Origin of the sequence: Alteromonas sp. McT4-15, from assembly GCF_020515205.1 — a bacterium.
Lineage (GTDB): Bacteria > Pseudomonadota > Gammaproteobacteria > Enterobacterales > Alteromonadaceae > Alteromonas.
Genome location: NZ_JAJALG010000023.1, coordinates 21381 through 33983, shown reverse-complemented (window position 1 = coordinate 33983; position 12603 = coordinate 21381). Strand labels below are relative to the sequence as shown.

Here is a 12603-nt window from a genome sequence, read left to right as displayed (position 1 = left end):
GAGAAATAGCGTTAGATAACTGCTAGAAGAACAAGTAAGACACGCTTAATTTCATGCTTCTTGGCATAATGTAACGGCCGTTTGGCGCATCTGGGTTACGCGGGTCGCCCTCTGTAATGCCTTGTTCGTCAGTTAAGTTGTCAACCGAGAATTGTAGGCGAAGCGATTCAGTAGGCTCAAGTGTTACACCTACGTCTACTTTTTCGTAGCCTTCAAGCACTACCGTGTTTTCATTGTTGCCGAAACGGTCATCAACAGCCGACAAGGTACCATAAACAGTCGCATACATATCACCAATGTCGAAACCGTAGCTTGGGGTAACACGCACTTGCCAACCAGGTTGGCGCTGTGCTTCGTTGCCTTCATTGTTCGCGCTTGCGGTAATTTCGGTTTCTTGCAATGTTGCGTTTACACTTACCGAGAAACCAGAATCGTGGCTGTAACGGCCGTCAAGCTCAACGCCGTATGCTTCGTTTGTTAAAATTTCAGCCGGCGCCCCAGGACGGCGCACAAAAGTGTCACCTTCCACTTCATTAGCAAACAAGGTCGCAAAGAACTGAATGTCTTCATTCATAAACTTATAGCCCAGCTCGCCTTGTGTAACTTGTTGGATTAGGTCGTTACCACCTGTATATGCACCCCAGTTGTCGCGGAAGTCATCGAAGTATGGCATCTTGTAACCGCGGTTCATGCGCGCAAACACACCGCTGTTGTCGGTAAGCGCGTAGTTTGCACCTAGCGTCCAAGATGTTTTCGTTTCATCGTATTCAAGGGCTTTGGTAATAACACCGTCAAGTCCCTCGTCAACCGAATAGTTCACTTCGTGATTTTCACGACGCAAGCCCAAATCAATGCTTAAATCGTCAGAGGCGTACCACGTAGAGGTTGCATAGAGTGCAAAAGTATTGGCGTCACCGACAGAGTTAATATCGTAGTTCCAGTCACAGCCTTCTGCTTGGCTGTTACACTCAATACCATCTAACAGTTCACCACCTGGCTGAAGAACATGATAAGCCGTGTTACCTATACTCCACCAGTCGTTGGCTTTGGTGGTTGCGCTGTAAATTCCAAACGATACGTCAAAATCTTCCCAGCTTTTTGAAACCGCTAAATCGTTAGTAAACGCTTCAATATCTTTTAATACAACCCAGCGGCCAATTTGTTGAATGGGGGTATCGCCAGCATACTCAGTGCCAGTTACTGCGCCAACTGCAGTAGCACCATTATCTGCTACTGCTGCAACCGTAGTTGCTGCACCATTAGGCACTAGACCAAAGGTGTTGGCCTCGCCTTTAGTTAGATTAAAACGATCAACAAGGTGCCAGTCGTTACCAAGTTCTAGTTTTAAACTACCGCCACTTACATGACCATCCCATCCACGGCCTTCGCCGAAGTCGAATGATTCTGATGTTGCACCGTCTGGTCCGTAGGCAATGGTGCCTTGACGATTAAGTGGGCCAATTTGCGTATAGTTCGCGTCGATACCATCAATGTTAAGGGGTGTTGGCAAATACCAAGTGCCGCGATCATCTGTCTGGCGGGTATAGAGATTCAACTCGCCTTTATTAAATACTTTTGTGATGTTAACCGTAAATTGATTACCTTGCTCAGAGTTAAACCCTGCATCACGTATTCCTTCTGAGCTTTTAATGTAACCGCCTACCATGTAGTACAAGTCATCATCTAATGCACCACTGGCTACAACATCTACACGGTTTAAGCCGTAGTCTGATATTGTGTATTTCGCCAGAGCTTCAGTAGCGTCACTGCCGCGCTTTAAGCGAAAGTTAGTGGTAAGGCCCGGCTGACCGTTACTTACTACGGGGTTTGGACCACCGCGTAAACCTTCTACCATTTCAATTGTTTCGTCGATGCGAAACAGTTGAGAGTTTTCTAGAAATGACAATGTAGGCGCTGGGTAAATAGGTGAACCTTCTAACGCAATGGTTAAGAACGGTGCATCACCACCACCTGGGAAGCCCCTTACAAACACATTGGCGCCTGATTCACCGCCTGAGCTTTCTACCCAAACCCCTGGAATGGCTTTGAATAAGTCTGCAGTTGATTTAGGTGCTAGCTTTTCAATGTCACTCGCATCAATGTTTGTCACAGCGAAGCTTGCGTCAATTTTTCTGATCCCTGCGCCACCTGGCGTACCACTGACAATAATTACTTCGGTGTTGTCATTAGTTGGCTGTGTGGCTTCTTCTTGTGCCACAGTGGGCTGCGTTAGTGCTACCGCTACTGCACTCGCCAGCATTCCTTTTGTAAACAACGTTTTCATGGTGTGTGCTCCCGAAAATATGTTATTTGCGTTGTTAACTGAATGCGTTAAACAGGTTTAAAAATTGTTATACGCATCACGATTGGAAACAAAATAGATCTGTTTGCAATCGATTGCAAGAATAAAATGCAATCGATTGCAAATTAATTGTTGGATCTTGTTAACAAGGTTTTACGCATGAAGAATGTGGGTTATATTGCAAAGTATGCTGTGGCAACGTGATCTATCGAGCAAAACACACAGCTTTTGAACACAGTAAGCCTGTAGCAATAATGATTAATAACTAGAGAACATATAAATTGGCATCTGATACAAAACTCACGCTGGCAAAATTGGCTGAATTGGCTGGAGTGTCTACTTCGACCGCATCACGCGCATTGAAAGATAACCCGCTTATCAAAAAAGAAACGCGCGAAAAAATACAAGAGTTAGCGAAGACACATAACTTCAGTATCAATGCGGCAGCAAGCCGATTGCGTACGCAAAAAACCAATGTTATAGCGGTTATTCTTAATCTTATTGATAACACAGAGCAAAGTACTACCGATCCCTTTCTACTCAAGCTAGTGGGCGAGCTGAATCAAGCGCTCAATGCCAAAGGGTACGAGCTGTTATTGTCGAATTCGTTTATGGCTAGCGACGACTGGGCTAATTATTTTATTCGTAGTCAACGGGCCGACGGCATATTGGTGATTGGTCAGGGAAAATCGACACATAAAATTGATTTGGCGGCTCAAAGCGGTGTGCCTATTGTGGTATGGGGAGATGCCAAGACCCTCGCGCCTTATCCTATTGTGGGTGGAGACAACTTTGAAGGTGGTTACCGTGCTACTTTGCATTTACTCAACCAAGGCGCCACGCGAGTCCTCTTTCTCGGAGATCCTGAGCACGCTGAAATGCAGGAACGTCACAAAGGCTACTTAAAAGCACACCAAGACGTAAACGTTGAAGTGGACACGCAGTGTACCTGTGCCATAGATATTACGTCGAAGGCAGCTTATCAGTATATAAACGAGCGCATAAAAGCCCATGGCCTCGATTTCGACGGTATTGTTTGCGTTAGCGATATGGTGGCCTTAGGCGCCCTCAAAGCATTGAAAGAGCGCTACGTTGGCATTCCCAGTGACGTAGGTATTGTAGGTTATGATGATATTTCTCTGGCCGAATTAATGCATCCGTCTTTAACCACCATACGACAAAATACACAGCAGGCCGCTGCATTAATGGTTGAGCAGTTAATCAATCAACTTGAAGGCAAGCCCACCCAGAGCCAAGTGGTCGACACCACACTAGTTGCTAGGCGCTCAACAAAGTAGTACCGATTAAATCCAACCTGCAAACGTTTGCATTTTTGTTTTCTTAAGACTACACTCCAGCGTAATTCAGTTAACAGAGTGTTTACACATGTCACGTTTAATGATTATTGCTGCTATAGCGATCAGTTACTACGTTTTTGCCATACTGCTCAACAGTGTGGGCACAGTAATTCTGCAGTCCATCAATAGTTTCGACATTAGTAAACCTCAAGCTAGCACACTGGAAGGCTTTAAAGATCTCTCTATTGCGATAGTGTCCTTTTTAGTTGCCAGCTTTATTCCTCGAGTGGGTTATAAACTCGCCATGCTAGTGGGGCTTGCGTTGGTGACTGTGGCATGCGCGCTTACCCCGTCTATCGCCAGTTTTTGGTTTATTAAGGTATTGTTTGCCTGTATCGGTACGGCCTTTGCGTTAGTTAAAGTGTCGGTATATGCCATTATTGGTCAACTGTCTTCATCAACAAAAGCGCACTCCTCGTTAATGAATACTATAGAAGGCATATTTATGCTGGGTGTGTTATCGGGCTACTGGGTTTTCGCGGGCTTTATCGATCCTAACAACGATGCTTCGCTGTCGTGGCTAAATGTGTATTACCTACTTGCGGCATTAGTGGCGTTCACATGTATGGTGGTAGCTATTGCACCTATAAAACGCGTTGAATATACCCATGGCAGCACATTGGGCAGCGAGTTTGTTGGCATGTTAAAGCTGGCCTACAAACCGTTAGTGCTTGTGTTTATCTTTTCTATTTTTTTGTATGTACTTATTGAACAAGGAATTGGCTCGTGGTTACCCACATTCAACAAAGAGGTGTTGGGTTTGCCCACTCAGGTAAGCATTCAAATAACCAGCATCTTTGCTATTGCTTTGGCAGTTGGTAGGCTAACGGCTGGGGCCGTGCTTACGCGAATGAGTTGGTATCCTTTCTTAAATATATGTTTAGCAGGTATGGCATTAGTCATGCTACTTAGTTTACCGCTTGCAGAAAACGTAGCTAACATGCCTATTGCTAGTTGGGCAGATGCGCCGCTTGCTGCCTTTCTCATCCCTTTAATTGGTTTGATGATGGCTCCCATTTACCCGGTTATTAATTCGGTAATGTTAAGTGCGCTTCCTCAAGCCCAGCACGCTCCTATGACCGGACTTATCGTGGTATTTTCTGCTCTTGGCGGCACAACTGGCTCTATTGTTACCGGGTTTGTTTTCGACGCAGTAGGTGGGCAGCAAGCATTTTACCTTTCGCTTATCCCAATTGGCTTGTTGGTTATTACATTGTTCTTCTTTAAGAAAGCGTCGACAACTTTAACGGAAAAAGCGTTATCTCCACAGCGCAATTCGGAGCATCCAGCATGAGTCATACGTGGCAAGACAGCTTGTCTTTTTTCCAAAGCGATTTATTTAAAGATGTTCAAATGGCGCAGCTGTTTCCCGATAGCAAAACCTTTGCCGACGCTGTTGTAAAAACGGATATTGCTTCAACCCTTAAAGCCTACGATAGGGCGTGCCAACTGGCTAAGAAAAACAATACGCAGGTAGACTTACTTGGGTTTGTTCAAACGCACTTTGATATTCCCAGTTCCGATAATGAAACATCGAACACCTCATTTAAAAGCGTTTCGCACTATATTGAAAATATGTGGGACGTACTTACGCGTACACCTGACACGCAGCACAACGACAGTCTTATTGCGTTAAGCCGACCTTACATTGTGCCCGGCGGTCGCTTTCGAGAAATCTACTACTGGGATAGTTATTTTACCGCACTTGGTTTAATGGATGCAGGACGCATCGATATGGCTATCAATATGCTTGAGAACTTTGTTGATATCCTACTAGAAGTTGGCTGCATTCCAAATGGTAACCGCGCCTATTATTATTCTCGTAGTCAGCCACCAATTTTGGCTCTATTTTATCAGTTGCTTGAAGCGCACCTTTCTCCACAACAAAAACAGTACGCTGTTGAAGGCATGAAAAAAGAGTATGCGTTTTGGATGCAATACAATGAAGTCTCACCGCTTCGGGTAATAACTATGCCGTGTGGCGCAGTATTAAATCGCTATTTTGATACTGAGGAGACACCACGACCAGAGTCGTACCGTGAAGATATTGAAACGGCAGAAACTATTGGTGCAGACAAAGCCGCTTTCTATCAGCATGTGCGTGCTGCCTGTGAGTCTGGATGGGACTTTAGCTCTAGGTGGCTTGAAGATCCTAATCAGCTTGCCAGCATTAGAACGACAGAAATAATTCCTGTTGATCTCAATGCACTGCTAGTCACACTAGAAAATACCTTAGCCAATGTAACCGAGGGCAACGAGAAAGCACGTTACAAAGTGGCGGCGACGCGCAGAGTAGAGGCGATTAATACCTACTTATACAGCGAAACCAAAAAAGGCTATTTCGATTACCACTATCCAACTGATACGCAAACGTCAGTGGTATCTGCTGCCATGACAGTGCCGCTATTTGTAGGCATTGCCGACAAATATCAAGCACAAGTGGTTGAAGCCACACTCCGTGAGCACTTGTTGAAAGCTGGTGGATTGGTTACCACTGCTATTACAACGTCACAGCAATGGGATGCACCAAATGGATGGGCACCTCTTCAGTTATTTGCCGTTGAAGGCCTGCGTAACTATGGCTTCGAACGCATGGCAACTAGCATTATGCGCCGTTTTTGCACCACGATTGAAGATACCTTTTTACAAAGCGGTGTGCTGCTTGAGAAGTACAACGTGTGTGAGCCTACCGTCAAAGCGGGTGGTGGTGAATATGAAGTTCAGTTAGGTTTCGGGTGGACTAACGGCGTGTACACCCGCTTTCAAACCTATTTGCAAGATAATCAGTAAACCTATTCTTTTACTTGCATGCGCTTTCGCACTGTGTGCGAATGCCATGCGGCGGGTACAATAACAAGCACAGCGATAGCCACAAGTAACCACAAATAATGCTGGTCAAAGAGCGACAGCTGCGCAATATCGGCAGCCTTTTCACTGTTGGTATGCTCAGCGTACGCGAATGGCCCTATTGCGGCATCGAGAGCAACAGAAAACCCTTGGCTGAAAGCACTTTGCCAACCTAACGACGATAGCGATGCATACGCATTGTATGCAACGGCCGAGGCGCCAAAACCAATCACGCCAATAGCAACTGTGCCCAAACTTAACACTCCAACTCCAACGGCGCCCACCGTCGCTGCACCAACAGATACAATGCCTACACTTATTGGGGCTACCGCAATACCACCCCACGCAAACAGAATCCCGTATGCATAACTACCGCCTGCAATCCAGCCATAAGCCGCCTTTTCATTTTGCTCGGGCATGCCAAACTGAAAGTGATAAAGCGGTACGCCAAAAAGTCTAATGCGACTGATGAGTGCTTTGCGTGAAGACTTCTCTTGTACGGCTTCATCGTTAAACGCATGTGGGTTAAATAGCCGCTCGTGCATTCGCAATGTCTTCATTGATGCAATCATCTGATACGACAGACGCAAATATGCCACAACAAATGCAAGCACTAGTAATTGAGACACAACCGTGAAAGTAGTCGCAAATTGCGGCTTAGCAAGGGCCGCGTACTTCAACCCGGTCATGCCAGCAACAAACAAAATGGCCCATGTCATAAATAGGGTGACAATGCGAATTACTAATTTACGTTCGTTCAGTGTTCGCGTTTGCGCTAAGGCCGCCTGCAACCCAAAAAAAGCACTGATAAAACCTGATGCACTGGCCAACAATGCAATAAATGCAGAAAGCGACAAGTAGCTAGTGGCTTTAGCGGCTCCAGCACCGTAGGCTGCGGCCTTGGCTGGCGGTGATACCGAGCTGATGGCACTGAGCACTGCTGCGGTAAATGCAACACCGGGCTTACTGCGCTTAAGTGACTCTTCCACAATTGATGACATGGCTGCTTTGAGTAACTTACGGCCTCGCGAAAGTCGTTGTTTAGCGGTGTCCAGAGTTAGGTCGAGCTCTTGGGCAACACGTTCAATCGATTGCTGCTCGCGGTAATACAGCACCAACGGCTCGCGATAGTGATTGTCCATACCTTCCAGTACTTGCCACATTAATGCTTCATGCTGTTGAGCAATAGCTTGCTCATCTAAGTTAACCGTTTTTGCTTCATTGAAGGCCACTGCATCGGTATGTGTACTGTTAGTATTATCAGTAACGGTGCTTTGATGATGGGCGCTATGCTTGTGCTCTTTTCGTCTGTGGTGACTTACCTTAAATCGCAAAATTCCACATAACCACGCTTTTAATTTTTCAGGGTCGCGCAGCGTATCTAGCTTCATCCATGCTTCAATAAATGCCTCTTGCGCGATATCTTCACTTTGCTTTAAGTCGCCTACCGAAGAGTAGGCCAGTGAGCAAAGCAAATTCTGGTATCGGGTAACTATTTCGCAAAAGGCGTCGCGGTTACCTCCAAGTGAATGCATAACGAGGCTGGCGTCGTCGGCGCTATTAAGTACTAGGCGTTTTCTAAACATATTTTCTTTACGTTGTAGTGCGGATAACTAATAAGTGCCTTCAATAAGAAAAAGGTGACATACTTTTTTAATTCGTTTTATTTTTTATCACCTACTTTGCGATATTGCGCCCGCAGCAATTATTTTTCAAAAAAATATACTTTTCTCTGTCACCTATTTCTTTTAGTGCGGCACTTATTAAACAAGCCCATGTAGATAGCATCCGCTTTCTCAATTGGGACATGTTTAACTTCAAAACAGTTTAAGTTTAATAGAACCGCAAAAGAGGATAGTTACCGTGATGACATTATCATTTAAGGCTTTTACTCAGCTAGTGATGGCAGGTGCAGTAAGTGTGTTGTTAACAACGCCATGTGCACAAGCAGACAATCAAGTTAACACCACAATAGATGATTTTTCCGATAGTAGTGTTGCATCAACAGGGTTTGATAGACAATTTCTTGATGACACGTTGGCAGGAGGTAGCACAACAACCACGCAGTTAATTTCAAACGGTATCTTGCGCGTAGAAGGCGACATTACACCGCCAAGAGGTCAACCCGGTTGGGCAAGTACCGTTATTCCACTTAGCGCAATGGGCCAGCCTTTCGATGCGAGTGCGCATAAAGGCATAAGGCTTTTAATTAAAGTAACAAGTGGCAATGTAAGTCTTTCTGCAAACAGTACGCTGGTTACCAACTTTGACTACCATGCGGCCCCTATTGTGGTTAAAGCCGATGGCGATTTCCATGAAGTGCACGTGCCGTTTAGTGCAATGAAGCGCACGTGGTCTGAGCAAACAGCTCTTGACCCGCACACGCTAAATAGCTTAAGCATAGTTGCCTATAGCATGCAAAAAGCTGCCTTTATTTTTGAAGTGGATGATGTTGATTTTTATTAAAGCCGCACGGTTAACGCAACGCGAACAACAAGGTAAACACACCTAATGGAAAACGGACAACATCAACGACTTTACTATTTAGACGCGGTGCGCAGCATCGCGCTGCTGCTCGGTGTTATCTTTCACGCTAGCTTGTCTTTTATGCCCATTTTTATAGGGTGGGCTGTGATGGATATTTCAACAAGCTATGCTGTGGCTGTTTTTGTATTTGTGAGCCATACGTTTCGTATGCCGCTATTCTTTCTTATTGCAGGCTATTTTACCTGTATGAGTCTTCAGCGAAGTCACATTGCAACCTTTGTTCAGTCTCGCGCAATCAAGTTAGCGCTGCCGCTGATAGTTGGCTGGTTCATACTTCGCCCACTTATAGTCAGCGGGTGGGTAGCCGGTGGGCAAAGTATGCAAGGCGAGGTTGATATTGCATTTGCTTTTTTGCAGGGCCTAGATACGTTTAACGCACTTCCCAGTGGTTTCTTAGTGGGCACTCACCTCTGGTTTTTGTACTACTTGCTGTTGATCACGGCCAGTTTTATGGCGATGCGTTTTACGCTTAACAAGGTAAACATTAATAGCGCGCGTTTAGGAGCAAAACTGGTTTCATGGTGTTGGCCTGAATTCAATAAAGATGACACGCAACCCCTTTGGCTAATCTTGGTGCCGATAACAAGAGGTTTAGTTTTTATTCTTCCCACTGCGTTAAGCGTTTGGTTTATGCAAGGGTGGGGAATAGATACACCTGACAAATCGCTATATATACATTGGCCTGTATTTTTGCTGTATTTCGGTTGGTTTTCACTTGGCTATGTGCTTTACAGTAACCTACAAGCGTTCACGACCTTTACCAAAGTGACGGTGGCAAAAGTGTGTATTGGCACGGTGGCACTTATTACTGCTGTTGCACTTACCCCATACGAAATGCAAAAAGGACACCCGTATTTCATTCAACTTAAAATGGTGTTTTGTATTTGCTACGCATTGGTAATGTGGGCGCTAGTGCCGTTGGCGATAGCAATGTGTAAAAAGCTGTTTTCTAAAAAGCGTGCGTGGGTGCGTTATGTGGCCGATGCATCGTATTGGATTTACCTTATTCACTTACCTATTGTGGTGGGGTTGCAAGTAGCCGTGGCTGAGTTGCCACTGCACTGGGCGGTAAAATGGTTCAGTATATGTGCTGTGACTGTTTGCTTTGCACTTTTGACCTACGCCCTGTTAGTTCGCAAAACGCTAATTGGACGGGTGCTGACGGGTAACATTTTTCAGAAAAGCTCCCCATCAATGAGTCAAAAATTGCCCGTACAAAATTAATAGCGCAAATTCAGTTAAAGGTAGGCTACACTGAGAAAATAACATCACTTTTCGTAGAGCTAATTTCTTTCGAATGAATGTTTTTGGTTTTCGCGCCATTGCGGTGCCATTACTCTTTTCATTAGTCTGCTTCTTTTCATTGCTTATGGGCACTGAGAATGCTGTCGCGCAATCAACGCCAAAGAAATCGTACAGTGTTATAGTCGTTAATTCCTTCAACGAATCTGATTTTGAAGTGCGATTGATGTATCGGCTAATGAATGGCATTGCCGATCACGAAGATGTGCTGGTACTTACCGTGCCGCCTTATTACGCCGACGCCGTTGATACCTTGGGCGAAGATGTAAAAAAAACAGTCATCGATAACTTTCACTATCAAATACAAAGCCTATTGAAAACCGAAAACGACGTTGATATCCGTCGTATTGTTGCCATAGGCCGGCATGCTAGCGTATTTATAGACAGTAACCCTGACCTGTTGCCATTTAGTAATCGCTATTTTCTGCATATTGATTGGAAGCCTAAAAAGGGCACATTAGTGCCGTCAGACTACGATCCAAAATCATCGTTCAGGCAGATAATGACCAGTTTGCCAGAAACGAAAGAAATATTGTTTGTTTATGGTTCACGAGAAATGACGGTTGATGTGAACCTTGTGAACAAGTTTTTAAATAATGCGCCACAAGGCGTAGACGTGCATTACTTAAACCCCTTGCAAGCGCCAGCTGAAACGCTATTTAAACTTAAACAAAGCGCGCCCGGCACGCCGATTATTTATATAAATTATAAATATTACGAGCGACGCTGGAAAGCAGTGCACGACTACCTTGTATCACAGCAAGAGCACCCAGTGTTTACTATTTTTGCGCACAATGTGGATAGATACGCGGGGGGCGCGGTTGTGGTGCCAGAGCGCTTGGCCGATATGGCAATTGATATTGCACGAGGGAGTGAGTTTTCGCATGTAGACAACGCCGCCATTCGCTTACAGTTTAATGCCAAGCAGCTTGATAAGTGGAATTTTGATGCATCAGCGTTACCTGATGACGCTGAAATTGTGAATGAAGACCCAGCGGTATTTTCATTAGAGTCAGTATTGCTTATCGCGTGTGCCTTCATGGGAATAATCATGATGATGACCATCTACTTTATTCTCAAATCTAGGGCGAATAATAAGGTATTAAGGCTCGCGCTAGCGCAGGCCGACAGTGCCAATAAATCGAAAAGCGAGTTTCTTGCCAACATGAGCCATGAAATAAGAACGCCCATGAACGGTGTGCTTGGTACATTGCAAGTTCTAGAGCGGACAACCGGCGAGGCCAAAACGCGTGGTTTGGTGAGTAAAGCTATTTACTCAGCGAATACATTATTAACCATTATTAACGACATTCTTGATTATTCAAAAATAGAAGCAAATAAGCTTTCGCTAGAGGCGCATCCGTTTTCCATGTATGCAGTGGTTGATTCGGTAGTTTCAGATATGACAAAGGATGCTCGTCAAAAAGGTATTTCATTGGAAGTAGAAGCAGATGACACCTTTGAAGATGGTTGGTTAGGCGACCCAGTACGCACTCGCCAAATTGTACTTAACCTAGTGTCGAATGCGGTAAAGTTCACAGAAAAAGGCCGTGTTGTAGTTCGCCTAGCGTGTGATGCCGAGGATAATCAGCACGATGACGTTTTAACGTTAACCGTAATTGATACCGGCATAGGCATGAGTGACGAAGCACAGCGTAGCTTGTTTGAGCGCTTTACGCAGGCTGATAGTTCAACAACAAGGCGCTTTGGTGGTACAGGGCTGGGGATGTCGATCACGCTTAATTTAGTAAGAATGATGGGTGGCGATATTCAAATAACGAGTCACGAAGGAGAAGGGACAACCATAACGGTATCATTGCCGTTATTGCGAGCTGAAGTGATCGCGAATAATACCGAACTTACGCAAGCTCCAGATTTAGAGGGTATGCGTATTTTGGTAGCAGAAGATAATGCGATTAACCGCGCTGTAATAGAGTCGATGCTTGAACCCACAAAGGCTACTGTTTCAGTTGTTGAAAATGGTGAATTGGCCGTAAATGCTATCCGTAATGGCCGGTTCGATATTGTGCTGATGGATATTCAAATGCCGGTAATGGACGGCGTAGAAGCATGTACACTTATAAAGCAAATACGCAAAGATCTTACGGTTATTGCGCTCACTGCCGATGCAATGGGTTCCGATGTTGAACGCTTTTTAAATGTAGGCTTTAGCGCTCACATCGGCAAGCCAATAGAAATGAATAAACTCTATAAGTACTTAGACAAGTTCAGCACTTAACTCATTTG

General features: G+C 45.0%; 8 protein-coding genes. 6 read left to right on the top strand and 2 right to left on the bottom strand.

Features of this window, described 5'->3' with window-relative positions; translation table 11 throughout:
* Window positions 1–22: 22 nt before the first annotated feature.
* Complete coding sequence (locus LHL20_RS14845; RefSeq protein ID WP_226433863.1) at window positions 23–2284, bottom strand: TonB-dependent receptor; 2262 nt, start codon at window positions 2282–2284, stop codon at window positions 23–25.
* A 299-nt stretch (window positions 2285–2583) separates the two neighbouring features.
* On the opposite strand from LHL20_RS14845, the gene LHL20_RS14840 reads away from it, so the two are divergent.
* The 3 genes from LHL20_RS14840 (at window position 2584) to LHL20_RS14830 (ending at window position 6450) form a co-directional block, all read left to right on the top strand.
* Window positions 2584–3600, top strand: a complete 1017-nt coding sequence (locus tag LHL20_RS14840; RefSeq protein ID WP_226433862.1) for a LacI family DNA-binding transcriptional regulator — start codon at window positions 2584–2586, stop codon at window positions 3598–3600.
* Between the two features lie 88 nt (window positions 3601–3688).
* Window positions 3689–4954 (top strand): MFS transporter, encoded by a 1266-nt coding sequence (locus LHL20_RS14835; protein WP_226433861.1) that lies wholly within the window; start codon window positions 3689–3691, stop codon window positions 4952–4954.
* Window positions 4951–6450, top strand: a complete 1500-nt coding sequence (locus tag LHL20_RS14830) for a trehalase family glycosidase (protein WP_226433860.1) — start codon at window positions 4951–4953, stop codon at window positions 6448–6450. The genes LHL20_RS14835 and LHL20_RS14830 overlap by 4 nt, the downstream gene beginning before the upstream one ends.
* Window positions 6451–6452: 2 nt before the next feature.
* Here LHL20_RS14830 and LHL20_RS14825 read toward each other — a convergent pair whose 3' ends face one another.
* The gene (locus tag LHL20_RS14825) at window positions 6453–8093 is read right to left on the bottom strand and encodes an RNA polymerase sigma factor (RefSeq protein ID WP_226433859.1); all 1641 of its coding nucleotides are present in this window, start codon (window positions 8091–8093) and stop codon (window positions 6453–6455) included.
* Between the two features lie 280 nt (window positions 8094–8373).
* Here LHL20_RS14825 and LHL20_RS14820 point away from each other — a divergent pair, with 280 nt between their 5' ends.
* The 3 genes from LHL20_RS14820 to LHL20_RS14810 all read left to right on the top strand — a co-directional run bounded on the left by LHL20_RS14820 (window position 8374) and on the right by LHL20_RS14810 (window position 12595).
* Complete coding sequence (locus LHL20_RS14820; protein WP_226433882.1) at window positions 8374–8973, top strand: CIA30 family protein; 600 nt, start codon at window positions 8374–8376, stop codon at window positions 8971–8973.
* 45 nt (window positions 8974–9018) lie between these two features.
* Complete coding sequence (locus tag LHL20_RS14815) at window positions 9019–10278, top strand: acyltransferase family protein (RefSeq protein WP_226433858.1); 1260 nt, start codon at window positions 9019–9021, stop codon at window positions 10276–10278.
* 73 nt (window positions 10279–10351) lie between these two features.
* Window positions 10352–12595, top strand: a complete 2244-nt coding sequence (locus tag LHL20_RS14810; protein ID WP_226433857.1) for an ATP-binding protein — start codon at window positions 10352–10354, stop codon at window positions 12593–12595.
* Window positions 12596–12603 lie beyond the last annotated feature (8 nt).

Excerpts from the sequence above, each read along its gene's own strand:
- LHL20_RS14845 (WP_226433863.1), bottom strand. The coding sequence starts at position 2,284 with ATGAAAACGTTGTTTACAAAAGGAATGCTGGCGAGTGCAGTAGCGGTA.
- LHL20_RS14835 (WP_226433861.1), top strand. The coding sequence starts at position 3,689 with ATGTCACGTTTAATGATTATTGCTGCTATAGCGATCAGTTACTACGTT.
- LHL20_RS14830 (WP_226433860.1), top strand. The coding sequence starts at position 4,951 with ATGAGTCATACGTGGCAAGACAGCTTGTCTTTTTTCCAAAGCGATTTA.
- LHL20_RS14825 (WP_226433859.1), bottom strand. The coding sequence starts at position 8,093 with ATGTTTAGAAAACGCCTAGTACTTAATAGCGCCGACGACGCCAGCCTC.
- LHL20_RS14820 (WP_226433882.1), top strand. The coding sequence starts at position 8,374 with ATGACATTATCATTTAAGGCTTTTACTCAGCTAGTGATGGCAGGTGCA.
- LHL20_RS14815 (WP_226433858.1), top strand. The coding sequence starts at position 9,019 with ATGGAAAACGGACAACATCAACGACTTTACTATTTAGACGCGGTGCGC.
- LHL20_RS14810 (WP_226433857.1), top strand. The coding sequence starts at position 10,352 with ATGAATGTTTTTGGTTTTCGCGCCATTGCGGTGCCATTACTCTTTTCA.